Below are 21,081 nucleotides of genomic sequence, written 5' to 3'. Positions count from 1 at the left end.
TCCGATGAACGCTACAGCCTCGGACCCGGTCGCCGTTCGGACTAGTCGTCCTGTGGCAGCGTGGTCACAGAACGGGTACCTGGCTTGACGTGTGCTTGCCCTCCGGCAGACTGGGCGCGACACAAGCAGCTGAGGGGAAGCAACAGTCATGAGCCAGGACGGCACTCAGGGCCGGTACGCAGGCGGTTCCCTGGCCCGTGGCCGTTACCAGCTACGGGATTTGCTCGGCGAGGGCGGCATGGCCGCCGTGTACCTCGCGCACGACACGGCGCTCGACCGCCAGGTGGCCATCAAGACCCTGCACACGGAGCTGGGTCGCGAGCAGTCGTTCCGCGAGCGGTTCCGCCGCGAGGCCCAGGCTGTGGCCAAACTGTCGCACACCAACATCGTCTCGGTGTTCGACACGGGTGAGGACGAGTTCGAGGGCTCGCTCATGCCGTACATCGTCATGGAGTACGTGGAGGGGCAGCCGCTCGGCTCCGTGCTCCAGGCGGACATCGCGCAGTACGGTGCGATGCCGGCCGACAAGGCGCTGAAGGTGACGGCCGACGTACTGGCCGCCCTGGACACCAGCCACGAGATGGGGCTCGTCCACCGCGACATCAAGCCGGGCAACGTCATGATCACCAAGCGTGGCGTGGTCAAGGTGATGGACTTCGGCATCGCCCGTGCCATGCAGTCGGGTGTCACCTCGATGACGCAGACCGGCATGGTCGTCGGCACCCCGCAGTACCTGTCGCCCGAGCAGGCACTGGGGCGCGGGGTCGACGCCCGCTCCGACCTGTACTCGGTCGGCATCATGCTCTTCCAGCTGCTGACCGGTCGGATCCCCTTCGACGCGGACTCGCCGCTGGCCATCGCGTACGCGCACGTGCAGGAGGAGCCGGTCGCCCCGTCCTCCATCAACCGCGCGGTGACCCCGGCGATGGACGCGCTGGTGGCGCGCGCCCTGAAGAAGAACCCGAACGAGCGTTTCCCCACGGCGGCGGCCATGGCGGACGAGATCGCCCGGGTGCTGGCCGCCGGACAGACCGGGGCTCCGGTCATCGTCCAGGGCGCCCCGACGGGCGGCAACGGTGCGGGCGTGTCCTCGGCCGTGTTCCCGCCGGTGGACTCGGGCTACCAGGCCCCGCCGCAGTCGGTGCAGCAGCCGTACCAGACGCCGCAGACCCCGGCGCCCGGTCCGTACGGGCCGCCGACGCCGGCCCCGCAGCCGCAGGTGCACGGGCAGGGCGGCTACGCCTACCCGCACACTCCCCCGCCGCAGCAGCAGTACGCGCCGCACACTCCCCCGCCGCAGCAGCAGTACGCGCCGCACACCCCGCCGCCGTACACGATCTCCCCGACGACCGCCCCGAACCAGTCGGGCCGGGGCGGCGGCGCGGGCGGCGGCAAGAAGAACATGCCGGTGCTCGTGGGCGCGATCGTGGTGTCGCTGCTGGCGATCGGCGGCCTGATCGCCGCGATCGTCTCGGACGGCGACGACGAGGGCAAGCAGACGGCGGACGGCCCGGGCACCTCGGCATCCGCCTCCACCTCCGCGTCCGCCAAGGCCTCCGCCAAGGCCGGGTACAAGGGGCCGGACCCCTCGCGCACGATCGACCCGGCCAAGTGCAAGGAGCCGGTGAAGCACTACAGCGAGGCCGAAAAGTACTCGGCGCCGGACCTTCGGTACAAGAACCTGCTGTCCGTGAAGGCCTGCATCCAGGCCTCGGGCGGCAAGTACAGGATCGTGGAGAAGGACGAGGCCGTGTACGGCAAGGACCAGGTGCTCGACCAGTCCCCGCGCCCCGGCGACAAGATCGCGAAGGAAGGCACGGAGTACACGCTGACCGTGTCGACCGGCAACCCCGAGTAGACCGGCCGGCACCGGCCGGCACCGGTCAGCGCCGACACTGCTCCACACCGGCATCCCGGGCACCCCGATGGGGCGCCCGGGATGCCGCTTTTGTCCCGTTATGTAAATCTGAGCGCATATCTCCGCACGATCTGCACGCTCGGGACGGGAGGGGCACCCCGTGATCCAAGGCTTCCGCCCGACTCGCTGGCTGGCCTGCGCCGCGCTCGCCGCCGCCGCGCTCGCGCCCACCGCTCCCGCCCTCGCCTTCACCCTCGCCCCCGCCTGGCACCTCGGCCCCGCCGCCCCCCGTGCCTCCGCCCCGGCGCCGGACGACACCCCCCAGGAGCTGGCCGGATCGGCGGCCGGAGTCGGCCGGGACCGGCCCGGCAGACCGGTCGGCGAACCGGCGAACCCGGAGCTGGTGGCGGCCCCCCGCCCGCTGCCGGTCCGGCCGCGCACCGAGCCGCAGGAACCGCCGCGGACCGAGCCGACCCCGCCCGCGGCGATCAGCGCGCTGGGCACCGAGCCGAACGAACGGGCCGCCGATCTGGCCGCGCACATAATGCCGCTGGGGACCGGGTTCGCCCTGATGGGCCTGGGCCTGGGCTACCTCGGAATGCGGCTGCGCCGGTCCGCGTGACGAACCGGACGTACCACCCGGGACGGTTGCCCACAGCGAACATACTCGGTATACATACCGAGTATGTCGATCCGTCACGGCCTGCTCGCCCTGCTCGAACGGGGCCCCAGGTACGGCTCCCAGCTGCGCACCGAGTTCGAATCCCGCACCGGCTCCACCTGGCCGCTCAACGTCGGGCAGGTGTACACCACCCTGGCCCGCCTCGAACGCGACGGACTCGTCGCCCCCGACGGCGAGGACTCCGCCGGGCACACCCTCTACGCCATCACCGACTCCGGTCGCACCGAACTGCGCGAGTGGTACGAGCGCCCCGTCGACCGCGCCAACCCGCCCCGTGACGAGCTGTCCATCAAGCTCGCCATGGCCGTGGGCGCACCGAGCGTGGACATCCGCGCCGTCATCCAGTCCCAGCGCCACGCCACCATCAGGGCGATGCAGGACTACACCCGGCTCAAGGCCACCGCGCTCGCCGCGATCGAGAGCGGGCAGTCCCGCGAACGCGACGACGTGGCCTGGCTGCTCGTCCTGGAGCAGCTGATCTTCCAGACCGAGGCCGAGGCCCGCTGGCTCGACCACTGCGAATCCCGGCTGGTCCGGCTCTCCCTGCCGGCCGACCGGAGAGCCGCACAGTCCGAACGACCCCAGGCCGAACCGCCCGTTGCCCGCTCCGACGCCGACACCGACGCCGACGCCACCGATGCGGACGGGGACGGGGGCGCGCCGACCGCGTCCACTTCCTCGGCCCCGGCCTCCGCGACCCCGGCTTCGACCCCGACAACCCGGCCCCGCACCGCCCGCACGCGGCGAGGCTGAACCACCGTTCCAGGGGGGACCCTTCATGTCCGAACAGCACCAGTCCCGGCAACCCGTACTGCAGTTGGAGCGGCTCGTCCGCACCCACGGCAGCGGAGCCACCGAAGTCCACGCCCTGCGCGGCATCGACCTCTCCGTCCACCCCGGCGAACTCGTCGCCGTCATGGGCCCCTCCGGCTCCGGGAAGTCCACGCTGCTCACCCTCGCGGGCGGCCTCGACGTACCGACCAGCGGCCGGGTGATCGTCGAGGGCACCGACATCACCACCGCGAGCCGCAAGCAGCTGGCCGCCCTGCGCCGCCGCAGCATCGGCTACGTCTTCCAGGACTACAACCTGATCCCGGCACTCACCGCCGCGGAGAACGTGGCCCTGCCCCGCGAACTCGACGGCGTCTCCGCCCGCAAGGCCCGCGTCTCCGCGCTCGCCGCACTGGAGGAGATGGGCCTGGGCGAACTCGCCGACCGCTTCCCCGACGAGATGTCCGGCGGCCAGCAGCAGCGCGTGGCCATCGCCCGCGCCCTGGTCGGCGACCGCCGCCTCGTCCTCGCCGACGAACCCACCGGCGCCCTCGACTCCGAGACCGGCGAGTCCGTCCTGGCGCTGCTGCGCTCGCGCTGCGACGCCGGCGCGGCCGGGATCCTCGTCACGCACGAGCCGCGGTTCGCCGCCTGGGCCGACCGCGTGGTCTTCCTCCGCGACGGCAGCGTGATCGACGAGACCCTGCGCAGCCGGCCCGACTCGCTTCTCTCCGAGCAGGCGGCCCGCCCGTGACCTCCTCGCTCCAAGGCTGGTACCACTCCTGGATCGCGGCGCTGCGCATCGCCCGCCGCGACGCCTGGCGCGCCAAGGGCCGCAGCTCCCTGGTCCTCGCGATGCTCGCCCTGCCGATCGTCGGGGTGAGCGCCGCCGACCTCACGCTGCGCAGCGCCGAACTCTCCCCCGAGCAGGCGCTCACCCGCCAGATCGGCGCCGCCGACGCCCGGGTGAGCCTCTCGCACGTGGGCGGGCCCATCCTCCAGAAGCCCGACGGCTCCAGCTTCGCGCCGGTCGGCGGCTTCGAGGAGTACGCCTCCAAGCCCAGGCCGAAGGAGGACAAGCAGGAGGATCCGGTGGGCTCGGCGCTCCCGGCCGGAGCCGAGGCGGTCAAGGACTCACACGGCTACGTCAAGGTCCGCACCAGGCACGGGCTGCTCGACACCCAACTGCGCGAACTCGACGCGCACAGCCCGCTGACGGCCGGCCTGATCACCGTCGACCGCGGACGGCTGCCGGAGACCGCGGGCGAGGTCATCGCCACCACCGCCTTCCTGGAGAACTCCGGCCTCTACGTCGGCTCTTCGGTCACCCCGCGCGGCGTGAACTCCGCGTACAAGATCGTCGGCGCCTACGAGGTGCCCGACGAGCTGAAGCGGGACGAGCTCCTCGCCCCGCCCGGGACCCTGTTCGCCCCGCTCGACAAGGCCCTCCAGGCCTCCGGAGCACCCGGCCTGCACCCCGAGGACTCCTACCTGGTCAAGCTCGGCGGCGATGGTTTCACGTGGAACATCGTCAAGGCGGCCAACGCCAAGGGCCTGGTCGTCGTCTCCCGCGCCGTGGTCCTCGACCCGCCCGCCGACTCCGACGTACCGCTGTACCAGCAGGAGCCGAAGGAGCGCTTCGAACTCGGCGACGGCGGCTCGGTCGTCGAGATGGCCACCGTGGCCACCGTCGTGGGCCTCGCGATGCTGGAGATCTGCCTGCTCGCCGGACCCGCCTTCGCGGTCGGCGCCCGGCGCTCGCGCCGCCAGCTGGGCCTGGTCGGCGCCAACGGCGGCGACCGGCGGCACATCCGCTCCATCGTGCTCTCCGGCGGCCTCGTCATCGGCGCCGTGGCCGCCGTCACCGGCACCGCCGTCGGCATCGCGCTCACCGTCGCGCTCCGGCCGGTGCTGGAGGAGTACCTCGGCAACCGCTTCGGCGGCTTCGACTTCCGCCCGCTGGAACTCGCCGGCATCGCCCTGCTCGCCGTGGTGACCGGGCTGCTCGCCGCGATCGTCCCGGCCGTCACCGCCTCCCGGCAGACCGTGCTGGCCTCGCTGACCGGCCGTCGCGGCGTCCGCCGCGCCAACCGGGTCCTGCCCGTCATCGGCCTGATCGCCGTCGGCGGCGGCGCCGCGATCGCCCTGTACGGCACCACCTCGCGGATGGGCCCCGCCGTGGTCGTGGCCGGCAGCGCCCTCGCCGAGCTCGGCGTCGTCGCCCTCACCCCGGTCCTGGTCGGCCTCTTCGGGCGGCTCGGGCGGTGGCTGCCGCTGTCGCCGCGGCTCGCGCTGCGCGACGCCGTGCGCAACCGGGGGCGTACGGCGCCCGCCGTGGCCGCGGTGCTGGCCGCCGTCGCCGGAACCGTCGCGGTGGCCACGTACGCGCACAGCCAGGAGCTGCAGAACCGGCACGCGTACGTCGCCGACCTGCCGCACGGCACCGGGCTGCTGGAAGCCTCCGAGAACAGCGCACACAAGGAGGTGCCCGCCCTGCGCGAGGTCCTCGCCAAGCAACTCCCGCTGGGCGTGCGGGCGGACGTCGACCGCCTCGTCGTCGGCAAGCCCGGCTGCGAGTCGTACTCCGAGGAACCGGGCTGCGGCCGGGTCGAGGTCATCAGGCCCAAGGATCAGCGCTGCCCGCTGTACGAAGCCGTGAACGGGCCCGATGCCTTCACCGCGGAGCAGAGGAAGGAGCTGGCACGGGACTGGCGCTGCCGACAGGTCCGGCACAGCCAGCACGACGTCGTCGTCGCCGACGAGAAGCTGCTCTCCGTGCTCGCCGTGACCGATCCGGGCTCGGTGGCCGCCCTCAAGGCCGGGCAGACCGTCTCCTTCGACAGGCGCAACGTCAAGGACGGCAAGCTCACCCTGCGGATCATCACCGACCCGCAGGCGGCCAACGGCTTCGGCAAGCCCGGCGAGGACACGCCGGGCGTGGACAAGGTCCTCCCCGTCCACCAAGTGCCCGACGGCACCGAGGGCTGGGGCATCCAGGCGATCCTGCCGGCTTCCGCCGTCAAGGCGACCGGGCTGACCACGGCACCGTACGGCTCCTACTTCAGCCTCGACGGAACCGCGAGCAGCGAGCAGCGCCAGACGCTCGCCGGTGAGTACGACCGGATGGGCGTGGACGCCCACGTGCGCATCGAGGCGGGTTACGAGGGCAGCGACAGCCTCACCCTGCTCGCCCTCACCGTCTTCGCCGGACTGGTCACCATCGGCGCGGCCGGCATCGCCACCGGGCTCGCCCAGGCCGACGCCGAGGCCGACCTGAAGACCCTCGCCGCGGTGGGCGCGGCGCCGCGGGTACGGCGCACGCTGAGCGGCTTCCAGTGCGGGGTGGTCGCCCTGATGGGCGTCGTCCTGGGCTCGGCGGCCGGAATCCTGCCCGCGGTGGGGCTGCGGCTCACCCAGCGCCGCGAGATGGAGACGCTCTTCGAGTCGGGCGTCCAGCGGGGCTTCACGACGCTGGACGAGATCCCGTACGTGCCGATCGCGGTGCCGTGGCAGACCCTGGGCTGGCTGCTCGTCGCCGTCCCGCTGGGCGCGGCGCTGCTGGCCGCCCTGGTCACCCGTTCGAGCGGGGCGCTCGCCCGGCGGACGGCCGGCTGATCCCGTGCCCCCGTACAGGGTGGATCACGCCCGTACGGGGGCACACGTCTGCTGACGAAGGTGTGCGAGACAATGACGGCATGGAGATGCCGAGGAGTGAACGGTCGCAGGACAGCCCCCCGAACGTCTTGATCGTGGGACAGGACGGGATGGCGGTCGGCGGCGCCGATGACGAGTCGCGCGAGGTCCCGGTGACGGAGATGGTCGAACAGCCCGCCAAGGTCATGCGGATCGGCAGCATGATCAAGCAACTCCTGGAAGAGGTACGTGCCGCGCCTCTCGACGAGGCGAGCCGGGTCCGGCTCAAGGACATCCATGCCGCCTCGGTGAAGGAGCTGGAGGACGGCCTGGCCCCCGAGCTCGTGGAGGAACTGGAGCGCCTGTCCCTCCCGTTCACCGAGGAGGCCATCCCCTCCGAAGCGGAACTGCGCATCGCGCAGGCGCAGTTGGTGGGCTGGCTGGAGGGCCTCTTCCACGGCATCCAGACGGCCCTGTTCGCGCAGCAGATGGCGGCGCGGGCGCAGCTGGAACAGATGCGGCGGGCGCTGCCTCCGGGGGCCCCGACGGACGACGAAGACGGCCACGGCCCGGTCCGCTCGGGCCCGTACCTCTAGCCTCCGGCGGTCAGCGGTCCAAAGGCGGGTCCGGCTCCCCGGCCCCGCCTTTGCGCTGCGCAGGCCCCCACCCTGGGGCCCCACCCGCGCCTGAATAGCCGGCGCGGCTCAAAGATCGGGGCTCCGCCCCGGACCCCGCGCCTCAAACGCCGGCGAGGCTGAAATTGCCCTCCGGGCCATCCAGCCCGCCCGGGCGCAAGGCTTGCGCTGCGCGCACATGCAGGCTCACGCAGGCCCACATCCAGCCGCACTTGTCGGACGGCAGCGGCCAAATCCAGCCCCTCCGACGTTTGAGGAGTGGGGGTCCCCCGGGACGGAGTCTGGGGGAGGGCACGGGGCGGAGCCCCGGATCTTTGAGCCGCACCGGGGCAGGCGGCCTCGGCCACATCCAGCCCCGCCGGCGTTTGAGGCGCGGGGCACGGGGCGGAGCCCCGGATCTTTGAGGCGCGCCCGACACGCGGCGCACGCCACATCCAGCCCCGCCGGCGATTGAGGTGCGGGCTCGGGGCCGAGCCCCGGGAAACGGGGCCGCACCTGACACAGGGATAAGGCGCCGGTAAGCGCGGCTCCCCGCCGGGGACATGAGCCGCGCATACTCAGGGGCATGAGTTACGACGCGATCGTCCTGGCCGGCGGCGCCGCGCGCCGCCTCGGCGGGGCCGACAAGCCCGCGCTGAGCGTCGGCGGCCGCACCCTCCTCGACCGCGTCCTCGACGCCTGCCGGGACGCCGGCACCACCGTGGTCGTCGGCGGCCGGCACCCCACCTCGCGCCCGGTGCGGTGGACCCGCGAGGACCCGCCCGGCACCGGCCCCGTCGCCGCGCTGGACGCCGGGCTCCGCGAGACCACGGCCGAGCTGGTCCTCGTACTCTCCGCGGACCTGCCGTTCCTCGACCGGGACACGGTCCGGACCCTGCTGAACGCCCCCGGCGGGAACGGCTGGGACGGCGCGATGCTGCGGGACGCCGACGGCCGCGATCAGCCCCTCGTCGCCGCCTACCGGGCCGAGCCGTTGCGCCGCGAGATCGCCCTGCTCGCCACCGAGCACGGCAGCCTCGGCGGGCTTCCGCTGCGCGCCCTCACCGCCGAACTCGACCTCGCACACGTCGACGCGGCCCCCCTCGCCTCCTTCGACTGCGACACCTGGGAGGATCTCGCAGTCGCCCGGGCCCGGATCAGGGAGCATGGAACAGTGCTGGACCAATGGATCACCGCCGTCAAGAACGAGCTGGGCATCGACCTCACCGTCGACACCAAGACCCTGCTCGACCTCGCCCGTGACGCCGCCCACGGCGTCGCCCGGCCCGCCGCTCCGCTGACCACCTTCCTCGTCGGCTACGCGGCCGCCCAAGCCCAAGCCACCGGCGCCGACCCCGCCCTAGCCGTCGCCGAGGCCTCCCGCAAGGCCGCCGACCTGGCGCTGCGCTGGGCCGCCGAAGCCGAAGCCGACGCCAAACAGGACGGCTCCGGATGACCCCCACCGACGCCGAACACGCCCTCGACCAGGCCCTGGCCCTGGTCAGCCGCGGCAACCCCGGCCAAGACCCGCACAGCGGCCCCGGCTCCGGCTCCGCCTCGGCCGGCGGCACCGGCACCGGCTCCACCTCCCGCCGCCGCTCGGCCGCCTGGACGCGGGCCCGGGAGGCCTCCGTCCACGCCGGGAACGGGGCCCGGGCCCGTACCCACCGGGTGCCCCTCGCGGACGCCCTCGGCGAGGTGCTGGCCGCGCCCCTGGACGCCCTGACCGACCTGCCGTCGTTCGACACCTCCGCCATGGACGGCTGGGCCGTCGCCGGCCCCGGCCCCTGGACCGTGCGCCCCGGCGAGGGCGTGCTCGCCGGTACCGAGCTGCCCGCGGCCCTCGCGGACGGCGAGGCCGTACGGATCGCCACCGGCGCCCGGATCCCCGCCGACACCACCGCCGTCATCCGCAGCGAGCACAGCCGCGAGGCCGGCGCCCAGCTCTTCGCCGAGCGCCCCGTGGCCACCGGCCAGGACATCCGCCCGCGCGGCCAGGAGTGCCGCTCCGGCGACCTGCTGCTGCCCGCCGGATCCCTGGTCACTCCGGCCGTACTCGGCCTCGCCGCGGCCGCCGGGTACGACGAGCTGACCACCCGGCCCCGGCCCCGCGTGGAGATCCTGGTGCTCGGCGACGAGCTGCTCACCGACGGCCTCCCGCACGACGGCCTGATCCGCGACGCGCTCAGCCCGATGCTGGGACCCTGGCTCACCCGGCTCGGCGCCGAGGTCATCGCCACCCGGCGGCTCGGCGACGACCCCGCCGGCGTCGAGGCCCTCCTCAAGGCGATCACCACCTCCACCGCCGACGTCATCGTCACCACCGGCGGCACCGCCTCCGGGCCCGTCGACCACGTCCACCCCGTGCTGGAACTGGCCGGCGCCGAACTGCTCGTCGACGGGGTCGCCGTGCGCCCCGGGCACCCGATGCTGCTGGCCCGGATCGGCGACGGGGCCGACGGACGGCACCTGGTGGGGCTGCCCGGCAATCCGCTCGCCGCCGTCTCCGGACTGCTGACCCTGGCCGACCCCCTGCTGCGCGCCCTCGCCGGCCGCCGCCGGCGCCCCCGCTACACGGCGACGGTCCAGGGCGACGTACCGGGCCACCCGTACGACACCCGGCTCGTCCCGGTGATGCTGGGCGACGAGCACGCGGTCCCGCTGCGCTACAACGGCCCCGCGATGCTGCGCGGTGTCGCGGCCGCCGACGCGCTGGCCGTCGTACCACCGAACGGAGCTCGGTCCGGGCAGGAACTGGAGATCCTGGATCTGCCCTGGGCCTCGGGGGGATGTTTCACGTGAAACTTCACGGCCAAGACGCCATGGCCCGCGGCGCGGACGAGAAACTCGTCTCCCGGCGCATCAAACTGCCCAGGCGCGTCGTCGAGAAACCCCTGCGGCAGGTGTCCCGGCGCCTGTTGATGGCCCTGTTCGTGATGTGCCTGACGGTGCTGATCGTGTGGACGGACCGCGAGGGTTACCACGACAACGCCAACGAGACGGTCGACTTCCTCGACTGCGTCTACTACGCGACCGTGACGCTCTCGACGACCGGCTACGGCGACATCGTCCCGTACAGCGACAGCGCACGACTGGTCAACGTCCTGCTGATCACGCCCCTGCGCGTGCTGTTCCTGATCATCCTGGTCGGCACCACCCTGGAAGTCCTCACGGAACGGACGAGGGAAGAGTGGCGGCTGAGCCGCTGGAGGAAGAACTTGCGTGACCACACGGTCGTCGTCGGCTTCGGTACCAAGGGCCGCTCCGCCCTGCAGACCCTGCTGTCCACCGGCCTCTCCCGGGAGCAGGTCGTCATCGTCGACCCCAGCGCCAAGGTGATCGACATCGCCAACTCGGAGGGGTTCACGGGCGTGGTCGGCGATGCCACCCGCTCCGACGTACTCCTGCGCGCCGAGCTGCAGAAGGCCCGGCAGATCATCATCGCCACGCAGCGGGACGACACGGCGGTGCTGGTCACCCTGACGGCCCGCCAGCTCAACCGGGGCGCGAAGATCGTCGCCGCCGTCCGCGAGGAGGAGAACGCGCCGCTGCTGCGCCAGTCCGGCGCCGACGCGGTCATCACGAGCGCGAGCGCGGCCGGCCGGCTGCTGGGTCTGTCGGTGCTCAGCCCGAGCGCGGGCACCGTGATGGAGGACCTGATCCAGCAAGGCAGCGGCCTCGACCTCATCGAACGGCCCGTGACCAAGGCCGAGGTGGGCAAGTCGGTGCGGGACACCGGCGACCTGGTGGTGAGCGTGCTGCGCGGACACCGCCTGCTGCCCTACGACGATCCGCACGCGAGCCCGCTCCAGCTGACGGACCGTCTCATCACCATCGTCCGCGCCGCCCCGTCCGCTTCGGCACCGGTGATACTGGGCCCCGTCGAGTAGTCGGGTGCGATGCGGCTCGGCTAGCCTCCGGGCCATGCATGCGATCACCATCGAGCAGCCCGGCGGCCCCGAGGCCCTCGTCTGGACCGACGTACCCGATCCGGTGGCGGGCGAGGGCGAGGTCCTCGTCGAGGTCGCGGCGAGCGCCGTGAACCGCGCCGACCTCCTGCAGCGCCAGGGGTTCTACAACCCGCCGCCCGGCGCCTCCCCCCACCCCGGCCTCGAATGCTCCGGGCGCATCTCCGCGATCGGTCCCGGGGTGTCCGGCTGGGCGGTGGGCGACGAGGTGTGCGCGCTCCTGTCGGGCGGCGGCTACGCGCAGCGGGTGGCCGTCCCCGCGGGGCAGCTGCTGCCGGTACCGGCGGGCGTGGACCTGGTGACGGCGGCCTCGCTCCCCGAGGCGGCCGCCACGGTCTGGTCCAACGTGTTCATGGTGGCCGGACTGCGCCCCGGGGAGACGCTGCTGGTGCACGGCGGGTCCAGCGGCATCGGGACCATGGCGATCCAGCTGGGCAAGGCGGTGGGTGCGAAGGTCGCGGTGACGGCCGGCGGACCGCAGAAGCTGGCGCGCTGCGCGGAGCTGGGCGCGGACGTCCTGATCGACTACCGCGAGCAGGACTTCGTGGAGGAGATCAAGGCGGCCACCGGCGGGGCCGGGGCGGACGTGATCCTGGACATCATGGGCGCGAAGTACCTCGACCGGAACGTGACCGCCCTCGCGGTGAACGGCCGGCTCGCGGTGATCGGCCTCCAGGGCGGGGTGAAGGCCGAGCTGAACCTGGCCGCGCTGATGGGCAAGCGGGCCGCGATCACCGCGACCACCCTGCGGGCCCGCCCGCTGGAGGAGAAGGCGGCCATCGTCGCCGCGGTACGCGAACACGTGTGGCCCCTGGTGTCCACCGGCCGGGTCCGCCCGGTGGTCCACGAGACCTTCCCGATCACGGAGGCGGCCGAGGCCCACCGCGTGCTGGAGGCGAGCAGCCACGTGGGCAAGGTGCTGCTCACGGTTCCGGCGGCCTGAGGGCGGCGGCCACCAGCCCTTCCAGGGCGGGACTTCGAGGGGGCCGCGTCGGCCAGGACGGTTCGCCGGTCTTCATTCACCCCCTGACGGGGCACCACCGGGCATCGTGTCCGGCGCCGCTGTCGGGGGCGCTGCCCCCGAACCCCCTCGCCAGGCGGACGACATGGGCCAGAATCCAGCCCGTCCGGCGTTTGAGGACCGGGTCCGGGCAGAGCCCGGGAAACGGAGAAAGGGTGGGGCGGGGACCAGCTCCGCGCAGCGGAACCCGCACCCACCCACACCCCACCCCGCACCCGCCGGACGGCTACAGGCTGCGCAGCAGCACCGCCGGCGACTCGACGCAATCCGCGACGTAGCGGAGGAACCCACCCGCCGTACCCCCGTCGCACACCCGGTGGTCGAAGGTCAGCGACAGCTGCACGACCTGCCGCACCGCCAACTCACCCCCGTGCACCCACGGCTTCGCCATGATCCGCCCCACCCCGAGCATGGCCGCCTCCGGGTGGTTGATGATCGGCGTCGAGCCGTCGACCCCGAACACCCCGTAGTTGTTCAGGGTGAACGTCCCACCCGTGAGGTCGGCCGGGGACAGCTTCCCGCCCCGCGCCAGCTCCGTCAGCCGGGCGAACTCCCCCGACAACGCCTCAGGGCTCATCGTGTGCGCGTCCCGCACGACCGGGACCATCAGGCCCCGCTCCGTCTGGGCGGCGAAGCCCAGGTTCACCGAGGGCAGCCGGACGATCTCGTTCGCCGCCAGATCCACCGTGGAGTTGAGCTCCGGGTACTTCGCGAGCGCGGCCGTGCAGATCCGGGCCAGCAGCGCCAGCACCGAGATCTTGGGCCCGCCCACCGCGTTCATCGCGGCCCGCGCGGCCATCAGCTCGGTGGCGTCCGCGTCGACCCAGCAGGTGGCGTCCGGGATCTCCCGCCGGCTGCGCGACAGCTTCTCCGCGACGGCCCCGCGCACGCCCTTGAGCGGCACGCGGTCACCCTGAGCGGCCGAAGCCACCGGCGCGGCAACCGGAACGGCTGCCACCGGCTGCGGCTCCCGCAGCGCGGCCAGCGCCGCTTCGACGTCCGCCCGCATGATCAGCCCGTCCGGCCCCGATCCCGACAGCCCGCGCAGGTCGACCCCGCCGTCCCGCGCCAGTTTCCGCACCAGCGGCGAAATCACCGGCACGGGCCCGGCCGCGGCAACAGGAGCGACGGGAACCACCGGAACAACGGGCGCCACCGGAACGACCGGCACCGCCGGTGCCACCGGCGCCGAAACCGCTGCGGTGACGGGTCGCACCCGTCGCCGACGCGCCGGGCGCGAGTGGTCCGTGCCGTAACCGATCAGGGGCCGGGGCACGTTCCCCGACTCGGCAGCAGCAGCGGCGCCGGCGGCGTCATCGGTCACCGCACCGGCCGACCCGGCCTCCGAAACACCCACCGCCACGGTGATCAGCGGCGCCCCGACGGGGAGTTCCGTGCCCTCCTCCCCGAAGCGGGCGGTGACGACACCCCCGTAGGGGCACGGAACCTCCACCATCGCCTTGGCCGTCTCGACCTCGACCACCGGCTGGTCGATGGCGACGACGTCACCCACCGCCACCAGCCAGCGGACGATCTCGGCCTCGGTCAGGCCCTCCCCGAGGTCGGGAAGCTTGAACTCCATTACCTGCGGCATCAGTTCTCCCACTGCAGGCGGGCCACGGTGTCCAGGATCCGGTCCACACCGGGCAGGTGGTGCTTCTCCAGCATCGGCGGCGGGTACGGGATGTCGAAGCCCGTCACCCGCAGCACCGGCGCCTCCAGGTGGTGGAAGCACCGCTCCGTGACGCGGGCGGCGATCTCCGCGCCCGGTCCGCCGAAGCCGTTGGCCTCGTGGACCACGACCGCGCGCCCGGTACGGCGTACGGACTCCACGACCGTCTCCTCGTCGAACGGCACCAGCGAGCGCAGGTCCACGACCTCCAGGTCCCAGCCCTCCTCGCGCGCCGCCTCGGCCGCCTCCAGGCACACCGGCAGCGAAGGCCCGTACGTGATCAGCGTGGCACTCGTGCCCGCCCGCCGCACCAGGGCCTTCCCGATGCCCGGAACGGCCGCAGGGGCCTGCGGCGACCAGTCGGCCTTCGACCAGTACAGCCGCTTCGGCTCCAGGAAGACCACCGGGTCGTCGCTCGCGATCGACGCGCGCAGCAGCCCGTACGCGTCCTCGACGGTCGCCGGGGTCACCACGTGCAGGCCGGGCGTGGCCACGTAGTACGCCTCGGAGGAGTCGCAGTGGTGCTCCACGCCGCCGATCCCGCCGCCGTACGGCACGCGGATGGTGATGGGCAGCGGCATCGCGCCGCGCGTGCGGTTGCGCATCTTCGCGACGTGCGAGATCAGCTGCTCGAAGGCCGGGTACGCGAACGCGTCGAACTGCATCTCCACGACCGGACGCAGCCCGTACATGGCCATGCCGACCGCCGCGCCCAGGATCCCGGCCTCGGCGAGCGGGGTGTCCGTGCAGCGGTCCTCGCCGAACTCCTTCGCGAGCCCGTCGGTGATCCGGAAGACCCCGCCGAGCGTGCCGACGTCCTCGCCCATGACGTGGACCGTCGGGTCCTCGGCCATCGCGTCGCGCATGGCCCGGGTCAGGGCCTGCGCCATCGTCGCGGGCTTGACCCCCGACTTCGCGGACTTCGCCGCCACCGTCGTCACTCCTGGTCCTCGGCTTCCAGCTCGGCTCGCAGCATGGCCGCCTGCTCGCGCAGCACGCCGGTCTGCTCCGCGTAGACGTTTTCGAACAGGTCCATCGGGTTCAGCACGGGGTCCGCGTTCATGCCCTCGCGCAGGGCCGCGGCCATCGCCTCGGCGTCGTCGCGCGCCTGCTGCACGCCCGCCTCGTCGAGGATCCCGCGCGCGGTCAGCTCGCGCTCCAGCAGCTCGACCGGGTCGTGCGCCTTCCAGGCCTCGACCTCGGCGTCGCCCCGGTAGCGGGTCGCGTCGTCGGCGTTCGTGTGGGCCTCCATCCGGTACGTGACGGCCTCGATCAGGGTCGGACCGCCGCCGGACCGGGCCCGCCGCACGGCCTCTGCCAGTACCTCGTGCATCGCCGCGATGTCGTTGCCGTCGACCAGCCGGCCGGGCATGCCGTATCCGACGGCCTTGTGGGCCAGTGTCGGGGCGGCGCTCTGCTTGGCGAGCGGGACGGATATCGCGAAGCCGTTGTTCTGCACGAGGAAGACCACCGGGGCCTGCCAGACGGCGGCGAAGTTCAGCGCCTCGTGGAAGTCGCCCTCGCTGGTGCCGCCGTCGCCGACCATGGCCAGGGCGACGACGTCGTCCCCGCGCAGCCGGGCGGCGTGGGCCAGGCCCACGGCGTGCGGCAGCTGGGTGGCGAGCGGGGTGGACAGCGGGGCTATCCGGTGCTCGCGGGGGTCGTAGCCGGTGTGCCAGTCGCCGCGCAGCAGGGTCAGTGCCTGTACGGGGTCCAGGCCGCGCGCCACGGCCGCCAGGGTGTCGCGGTAGCTGGGGAAGAGCCAGTCCTGCTCCTCCAGCACGAGCGCCGCCGCGATCTCGCACGCCTCCTGCCCGACCGTGGACGGATACACGGCGAGTCTGCCCTGCTTCGTCAGCGCGGTGGCCTGGGCGTTGTAGCGACGGCCGCGCACCAGTTCGGCGTAGCAGCGGCGCATCAGCGCGGGGTCGAGCCGGTCGGCCGCCTCGGTTCCGAGGACCCGGTAGGGCTCGGCGTCGGGCAGCAGTGGAGCGGCGTCCGTACGGGGCCTCCAGGCGGGCGGGGTGGAACGGTGGGACGCACCGGCACCGGGCAGCTCTTGGACCGTCATGGCGGCGTACACCTCCTCGTGGGAAGTCGTCTGGGCGCCCCTGGGGGTACCCCCAGCGGTAGCTGGGGGAGTGTGAGGCGCCTCACCTACCGATTGTTCGGTTGTCCGCGCAATTTGGCTACAGGCGGCGCCAGGCTGTGGACAAACGGGCGCCGGGGCTCTGGGATGGATGCAGGACGTCCAGGAGAGGGAGGCATCGGGCAATGCCGGATGAACAAATGGCCGGAGCGGGTTCGGGACCGGTCCCACCGGGAGGCGCCCCAGTGGCCCCACCGGCACCACCCGCCGCGTCCGCCGCACCCCGGTCGCTGGACCCGATCGACCGGTCGATCATCAGACTGCTCCAGGCGGACGGCCGGACGTCGATACGGTCCGTGGCGGAGCAGGTGCACGTCTCGCGCGCGAACGCCTACGCCCGGATCAACCGGCTCATCGACGACGGGGTCATCCGGGGGTTCACGGCCCGCGTGAACCACGAAAGGGCAGGCCAGGGGGCCTCCGCGTACATCACCCTGAAGATCGTCCAGAACTCCTGGCGCACGGTCCGCGAGAAGCTCCGCGAGCTCCCGGGCGCCGCGCACATCGCCCTGGTCAGCGGAGATTTCGACGTCCTGCTGCTGGTCCACACCCCGGACAACCGCACCCTGCGCGAGCTGGTCCTGACCCGCCTCCAGTCCATCCCGGAGGTCCTCTCCACCCGCACGCTGCTGGTCTTCGAGGAAACGGACCTCCTGGACCCCGCCCCGGGCCAGACGGGCACGCCGGCGATCTCGGAGGACTAGGCCGTCCGGGAGCCGCCCCGCCCGTCCGAGAGCTGCCCCGGGTTACCGGGCACCCCCGGATTACCGGGCCGTGCGCAGCCCGTCGAAGGCCATGTGGACCACCGCGTCGGCGAGCTGGGAGTGGCTCGTGCCCGGGTGCGGGCGGTACCACTCGACCAGGGAATTCACCATGCCGAAGAGCAGGCGGGTGGCGAGCCGGATGTCCACGTCCGCCCGCAGGTCGCCCTCGGCCGCGGCGGCCTTGAGCAGGTCAGCCACCTGGTGGTCGAACTCGCGGCGGCGCTCCAGCGCCCACCGCTCGGTGCGGGTGTTGCCGCGCACGCGCAGCAGCAGCGTCACGTACGGCAGCTCCGAGACCAGGACCTCGACCGTGCGGCGCGTGACGTGCTCGACGCGCTCGACCGCCCGGCCCCGTATCGCCCCCGGCTCCTCCAGGACCGCGAAGAGGCCGTCGAGGGCGCGGCTGACGGCGCGGCGCAGCAGCTCCTCCTTGCCCGTGACGTGGTGGTAGATCGAGGACTTCGAGATGCCGGCGGCCTTGGACAGGTGCTCCATCGACGTGCCGTCGTAGCCGCGCTCGTTGAAGACCTGGACGGCCACGGACAGCAGCGTCTCGGGCGTGTAGGTGTCCCGCTTGGCCGTCGTCATTCCGTATCCCCCGCGTCCTCGTCAGCCGTCTCGTCCACCATGGCGTCGTCGTCGCCCGCCTCGTAGCCCAGCTTGAACAACGCGAGCGAGGGCGCGTACCGGCCGCCGGGACAGCGCTCGTCGAGGTGGTGCAGCAGGTCGTACGCCCAGTCCCGGCCGAGCCGGTCGTGCCATTCGGCCGGGCCCACCGGGTAGTTGACCCCGAGCCTCATCGCCGTGTCGATGTCCTCGGCGGAGGCGACCCCGCGCGCGACGGCGTCGGCCGTCAGGTCGATCAGCATCGCGACGGTCCGGGCGACGATCATGCCGGGGACGTCGCCGATGACGGAGACCTGCTTGCCGAGCCGCTGGAACAGCCCGATCGCCTCGGCGAGGGTCCGCTCGCTGGTGTCCGCGCTGGCGGAGAGCGCGATCCGGGTGGCCGAGCGGTAGTCGAGCGCGAGGTCGAAGTAGACGACGTCCGCGAACTCCACGGAGGTCTTGCCGTCCGCGAGGACCAGCTGGCCCTCGCCGGGCAGCTGGATGTACGGGCCTCCGTGCTCGGTGGCCTTGACCGAGATCCCGGCCTCCTCCAGGAGGTCGGTCAGCTCCGCCGCGGGCCCCAGGTCGCCGACGACGGTGACCTTCTCCGGGGCGTCCTCGGGGCCGGCCGTGTGCGGGCCGGGCACCTTCGCGTCCGGGCCGTACGGGTACCAGCCGTGCCCCGACTTGCGGCCGAGGCGGCCCGACTGGACCAGTCGGCGCTGCGCGAGGGACGGGGTGAACTTGGGGCTGCGGAAGAAGGACTCCCACACCGAGCGGGTGACGGCCTCGTTGACGTCCTGGCCGATCAGGTCGGTCAGCTGGAACGGGCCCATCTTGAAGCCGCCGCTCTCGCGGAGCACGGCGTCGATGGTGGCCGGGTCGGCGCCCTGTTCCTCGAAGACCGCGAAGGCCTCGGCGTAGAAGGGGCGGGCGATCCGGTTGACGATGAAGCCCGGGGTGTCGGCGCAGCGGACCGGGGTCTTCCCCCAGCCGAGGACGGTGCGGTACGCGCGGTCGGCGGCGGCCGGGTCGGTCGCGAAACCGCTGACCACCTCGACGAGCGGGAGCAGCGGGGCCGGGTTGAAGAAGTGCAGGCCGAGGAAGCGGCCGGGGTGCGCGAGACCGGCGGCGAGCTCGGTGACGGAGAGGGAGGAGGTGTTGGTGGCCAGCAGCGCGTCCGGCGAAACCACCTCTTCGAGCGCTTTGAAGAGCGCGCTCTTGACGCCGACGTTCTCGACGACGGCCTCGACGACGAGGGCGGCGTCGGCCAGCTCCGCGAGGACACCGGCCGAATCGATTCGGCCGATCGCGTCCTCGGCCTCGGCTCGATCGAGGCGGCCCTTGGCGGCCATCCGCTCGACGCGGTCCTGTACGAAGGAAACGCCGTCGGCGGCGAGGGAGGCGTCGATGTCGTAGATCAGCACGCGGTGACCTGCGAGGAGGGCGACCTGCGCGATGCCCTGCCCCATGGTTCCCGCGCCGATGACCGCCACTGTGCGGGACCGCTCGATTGCTGTCATGTCCTGATCCTCCCGCACCGACTTATCCACAGGCCTGCCGGGCCCTCTTGTCCCGACCGATCGTTCGGTTACTCTAACTCCAGTCTGCTCTCCTTCGCCCGGCTCAACGAGGAGTTGGTCCCTGATGGCCGCCGATCCCACCGTCCCCCAGCTGTCCGCGCTCGCCGAAAAGCACCGGCCCACCCTGGACCAGGCCCTGTCGGCGATCCGCAGCCGCGCCTACTGGTCCCCGCACCCCGAGCACCCCAAGGCGTACGGCGAGACCGCCCCCGCCGACGGGCTCGCCGCCTTCAAGGCCCTGGCTGGCACCCGGTTCGAGCTGGACCAGCCCGGCACCGACGGATGGACCGGCGGCGAGGTGTCCCCGTACGGCCCGGAGCTCGGCGTGGAGTACCCGCACGCGGACATGGACGTACTGCTGCCCGCAATGAAGTCCGGCATGGGCGCCTGGCGCGACGCGGGCCCCGAGGCCCGCGCCCTGGTCTGCGTCGAGATCCTGTCGCGGATCTCCGCCCGCACGCACGAGTTCGCGCACGCGGTCATGCACACCAGCGGCCAGGCCTTCATGATGGCGTTCCAGGCGGGCGGCCCCCACGCGCAGGACCGCGGCCTGGAAGCGGTGGCCTACGCGTACGAGGAGCAGACCCGGGTCCCGGGACAGGCCGACTGGTCGAAGCCGCAGGGCAAGAAGGACCCGCTGGAGCTCGGCAAGACCTTCACCGCGGTCCCGCGCGGCATCGCGCTCATGATCGGCTGCAACACCTTCCCCACCTGGAACAGCTACCCGGGCCTGTTCGCCTCCCTGGCCACGGGCAACCCGGTCCTGGTCAAGCCGCACCCGCGAGCCGTCCTCCCGCTGGCGCTCACGGTGCAGGTGGCCCGTGAGGTCCTCGCCGAGAACGGCTTCGACCCGAACCTGGTGGCCCTCGCCGTCGAGCGCCCGGGCGAAGGCATCGCCAAGACCCTCGCGGTCCGCCCCGAGATCAAGCTGATCGACTACACCGGCTCGACGGAGTTCGGGGACTGGCTGGAGGCCAACGCCCGCCAGGCGCAGGTCTACACCGAGAAGGCCGGCGTCAACACCGTCCTCATCGACTCGACCTCCGACTACAAGGGCATGCTGTCCAACCTGGCCTTCTCGCTGTCCCTCTACAGCGGCCAGATGTGCACTACCCCGCAGAACCTGCTGATCCCGCGCGACGGCATCGACACCGACGCCGGCCGCAAGACGTACGACGAGGTCGTCGCCGACCTCGCGGCCTCCGTCGGCGGCCTGCTCGGCGACGACGCCCGGGCCAACGCGCTGCTCGGCGCCCTGGTCAACCCGGACGTCAAGACCCGCCTGGAGGCCGCGGCCTCCCTCGGCGAGGTCGCGCTGCCCTCCCGCGAGGTCGTGAACCCCGAGTTCCCGGACGCGGTGGTCCGCACGCCGGTCATGGTCAAGCTGGACGCGTCCAAGCCGGACCCGGAGGCGCCCTACCTCTCGGAGTGCTTCGGCCCGGTCTCCTTCGCGGTGGCCGTGGACTCCACCGCCGACGCCCTGGACCTCCTGCGTCGCACGGTCCGCGAGAAGGGCGCCATGACGGTCGGCGCGTACACCACCTCCCCGGACACCGAGCGGGCCATCGAGGAGGTCTGCCTGGAGGAATCCGCGCAGCTCTCCCTGAACCTGACCGGCGGGGTCTACGTCAACCAGACCGCGGCCTTCTCGGACTTCCACGGCTCCGGCGGCAACCCGGCGGCCAACGCGGCACTGTGCGACGGCGCGTTCGTCTCGAACCGCTTCCGCGTGGTGGAAGTCCGCCGCCAGGCCTAAC

At 72.8% G+C, this 21,081-nt stretch carries 17 protein-coding genes; 12 read left to right on the top strand and 5 right to left on the bottom strand.

What is annotated here, in order from left to right; genetic code table 11:
- The first annotated feature begins 148 nt into the window (after window positions 1-148).
- From OG625_RS19655 to OG625_RS19610, 10 genes are all read left to right on the top strand, one after another.
- The gene (locus OG625_RS19655) at window positions 149-1,858 is read left to right on the top strand and encodes a protein kinase domain-containing protein (protein WP_329382546.1); all 1,710 of its coding nucleotides are present in this window, start codon (window positions 149-151) and stop codon (window positions 1,856-1,858) included.
- 160 nt (window positions 1,859-2,018) lie between these two features.
- On the top strand, window positions 2,019-2,480 hold the full coding sequence (locus OG625_RS19650; protein WP_329382543.1) for a hypothetical protein: 462 nt from the start codon (window positions 2,019-2,021) through the stop codon (window positions 2,478-2,480).
- 63 nt (window positions 2,481-2,543) lie between these two features.
- Entirely contained in the window at window positions 2,544-3,293 is a 750-nt protein-coding gene (locus OG625_RS19645; protein WP_329382540.1) for a PadR family transcriptional regulator, read from the top strand.
- Between the two features lie 25 nt (window positions 3,294-3,318).
- Window positions 3,319-4,065: an ABC transporter ATP-binding protein gene (locus OG625_RS19640; protein WP_329382536.1), complete on the top strand. Its 747-nt coding sequence runs from the start codon at window positions 3,319-3,321 to the stop codon at window positions 4,063-4,065.
- A gap of 101 nt (window positions 4,066-4,166) precedes the next feature.
- On the top strand, window positions 4,167-6,926 hold the full coding sequence (locus OG625_RS19635) for an ABC transporter permease (RefSeq protein WP_329390790.1): 2,760 nt from the start codon (window positions 4,167-4,169) through the stop codon (window positions 6,924-6,926).
- Between the two features lie 80 nt (window positions 6,927-7,006).
- A complete protein-coding gene (locus OG625_RS19630) occupies window positions 7,007-7,540 on the top strand; it encodes a bacterial proteasome activator family protein (protein ID WP_329382534.1) in 534 nt (177 codons plus the stop codon).
- 604 nt (window positions 7,541-8,144) lie between these two features.
- Entirely contained in the window at window positions 8,145-9,014 is an 870-nt protein-coding gene (locus OG625_RS19625; protein WP_329382532.1) for an NTP transferase domain-containing protein, read from the top strand.
- Window positions 9,011-10,360 (top strand): molybdopterin molybdotransferase MoeA, encoded by a 1,350-nt coding sequence (locus OG625_RS19620; RefSeq protein WP_329382530.1) that lies wholly within the window; start codon window positions 9,011-9,013, stop codon window positions 10,358-10,360. The genes OG625_RS19625 and OG625_RS19620 overlap by 4 nt, the downstream gene beginning before the upstream one ends.
- On the top strand, window positions 10,348-11,448 hold the full coding sequence (locus tag OG625_RS19615) for a potassium channel family protein (protein ID WP_329382527.1): 1,101 nt from the start codon (window positions 10,348-10,350) through the stop codon (window positions 11,446-11,448). The genes OG625_RS19620 and OG625_RS19615 overlap by 13 nt, the downstream gene beginning before the upstream one ends.
- Window positions 11,449-11,482: 34 nt before the next feature.
- Window positions 11,483-12,469 carry an NAD(P)H-quinone oxidoreductase gene (locus OG625_RS19610; RefSeq protein ID WP_329382524.1) on the top strand — a complete coding sequence of 329 codons (987 nt, stop codon included), beginning with the start codon at window positions 11,483-11,485 and terminating at the stop codon, window positions 12,467-12,469.
- 304 nt (window positions 12,470-12,773) lie between these two features.
- On the opposite strand, the gene OG625_RS19605 is transcribed toward OG625_RS19610, so the two are convergent.
- Genes OG625_RS19605 through pdhA form a run of 3 tightly spaced genes read right to left on the bottom strand, consistent with a single transcriptional unit; the run spans window position 12,774 to window position 16,290 of the window.
- Entirely contained in the window at window positions 12,774-14,141 is a 1,368-nt protein-coding gene (locus tag OG625_RS19605; RefSeq protein WP_329382522.1) for a dihydrolipoamide acetyltransferase family protein, read from the bottom strand.
- The gene (locus OG625_RS19600) at window positions 14,141-15,109 is read right to left on the bottom strand and encodes an alpha-ketoacid dehydrogenase subunit beta (RefSeq protein ID WP_329390786.1); all 969 of its coding nucleotides are present in this window, start codon (window positions 15,107-15,109) and stop codon (window positions 14,141-14,143) included. Before OG625_RS19600 ends, OG625_RS19605 begins: the two co-directional genes overlap by 1 nt.
- 47 nt (window positions 15,110-15,156) lie before the next feature.
- On the bottom strand, window positions 15,157-16,290 hold the full coding sequence (pdhA, locus tag OG625_RS19595; protein WP_329382519.1) for a pyruvate dehydrogenase (acetyl-transferring) E1 component subunit alpha: 1,134 nt from the start codon (window positions 16,288-16,290) through the stop codon (window positions 15,157-15,159).
- Between the two features lie 203 nt (window positions 16,291-16,493).
- Here pdhA and OG625_RS19590 point away from each other — a divergent pair, with 203 nt between their 5' ends.
- Window positions 16,494-17,072, top strand: a complete 579-nt coding sequence (locus OG625_RS19590; RefSeq protein WP_329382516.1) for an Lrp/AsnC family transcriptional regulator — start codon at window positions 16,494-16,496, stop codon at window positions 17,070-17,072.
- Window positions 17,073-17,132: 60 nt separating this feature from the next.
- Here OG625_RS19590 and OG625_RS19585 read toward each other — a convergent pair whose 3' ends face one another.
- Both OG625_RS19585 and OG625_RS19580 read right to left on the bottom strand, forming a co-directional pair.
- Window positions 17,133-17,720, bottom strand: coding sequence for a TetR/AcrR family transcriptional regulator (locus tag OG625_RS19585; RefSeq protein WP_329382513.1), 588 nt, complete (start codon window positions 17,718-17,720; stop codon window positions 17,133-17,135).
- Window positions 17,717-19,264, bottom strand: a complete 1,548-nt coding sequence (locus OG625_RS19580) for a 3-hydroxyacyl-CoA dehydrogenase (RefSeq protein WP_329382510.1) — start codon at window positions 19,262-19,264, stop codon at window positions 17,717-17,719. Before OG625_RS19580 ends, OG625_RS19585 begins: the two co-directional genes overlap by 4 nt.
- A 124-nt stretch (window positions 19,265-19,388) precedes the next feature.
- Between OG625_RS19580 and paaN the strand changes: the two genes are divergently transcribed.
- Entirely contained in the window at window positions 19,389-21,080 is a 1,692-nt protein-coding gene (paaN, locus tag OG625_RS19575) for a phenylacetic acid degradation protein PaaN (RefSeq protein WP_329382507.1), read from the top strand.
- Window position 21,081 lies beyond the last annotated feature (1 nt).

The sequence above is a fragment of the Streptomyces sp. NBC_01351 genome, from assembly GCF_036237315.1.
In the GTDB taxonomy this organism is placed as follows: Bacteria; Actinomycetota; Actinomycetes; order Streptomycetales; family Streptomycetaceae; genus Streptomyces.
The sequence above is the reverse complement of the archived record's forward strand: the minus strand, read 5'-3'. Positions and strand labels throughout refer to the sequence as shown.

What these genes read in the sequence shown, in the direction of transcription:
- OG625_RS19655 (WP_329382546.1), top strand. Translation starts at nt 149, where the DNA reads ATGAGCCAGGACGGCACTCAGGGCCGGTACGCAGGCGGTTCCCTGGCC.
- OG625_RS19645 (WP_329382540.1), top strand. Translation starts at nt 2,544, where the DNA reads ATGTCGATCCGTCACGGCCTGCTCGCCCTGCTCGAACGGGGCCCCAGG.
- OG625_RS19640 (WP_329382536.1), top strand. Translation starts at nt 3,319, where the DNA reads ATGTCCGAACAGCACCAGTCCCGGCAACCCGTACTGCAGTTGGAGCGG.
- OG625_RS19635 (WP_329390790.1), top strand. Translation starts at nt 4,167, where the DNA reads ATGCTCGCCCTGCCGATCGTCGGGGTGAGCGCCGCCGACCTCACGCTG.
- OG625_RS19630 (WP_329382534.1), top strand. Translation starts at nt 7,007, where the DNA reads ATGGAGATGCCGAGGAGTGAACGGTCGCAGGACAGCCCCCCGAACGTC.
- OG625_RS19625 (WP_329382532.1), top strand. Translation starts at nt 8,145, where the DNA reads ATGAGTTACGACGCGATCGTCCTGGCCGGCGGCGCCGCGCGCCGCCTC.
- OG625_RS19620 (WP_329382530.1), top strand. Translation starts at nt 9,011, where the DNA reads ATGACCCCCACCGACGCCGAACACGCCCTCGACCAGGCCCTGGCCCTG.
- OG625_RS19615 (WP_329382527.1), top strand. Translation starts at nt 10,348, where the DNA reads ATGTTTCACGTGAAACTTCACGGCCAAGACGCCATGGCCCGCGGCGCG.
- OG625_RS19610 (WP_329382524.1), top strand. Translation starts at nt 11,483, where the DNA reads ATGCATGCGATCACCATCGAGCAGCCCGGCGGCCCCGAGGCCCTCGTC.
- OG625_RS19605 (WP_329382522.1), bottom strand. Translation starts at nt 14,141, where the DNA reads ATGCCGCAGGTAATGGAGTTCAAGCTTCCCGACCTCGGGGAGGGCCTG.
- OG625_RS19600 (WP_329390786.1), bottom strand. Translation starts at nt 15,109, where the DNA reads ATGGCGCAGGCCCTGACCCGGGCCATGCGCGACGCGATGGCCGAGGAC.
- pdhA (WP_329382519.1), bottom strand. Translation starts at nt 16,290, where the DNA reads ATGACGGTCCAAGAGCTGCCCGGTGCCGGTGCGTCCCACCGTTCCACC.
- OG625_RS19590 (WP_329382516.1), top strand. Translation starts at nt 16,494, where the DNA reads ATGCCGGATGAACAAATGGCCGGAGCGGGTTCGGGACCGGTCCCACCG.
- OG625_RS19585 (WP_329382513.1), bottom strand. Translation starts at nt 17,720, where the DNA reads ATGACGACGGCCAAGCGGGACACCTACACGCCCGAGACGCTGCTGTCC.
- OG625_RS19580 (WP_329382510.1), bottom strand. Translation starts at nt 19,264, where the DNA reads ATGACAGCAATCGAGCGGTCCCGCACAGTGGCGGTCATCGGCGCGGGA.
- paaN (WP_329382507.1), top strand. Translation starts at nt 19,389, where the DNA reads ATGGCCGCCGATCCCACCGTCCCCCAGCTGTCCGCGCTCGCCGAAAAG.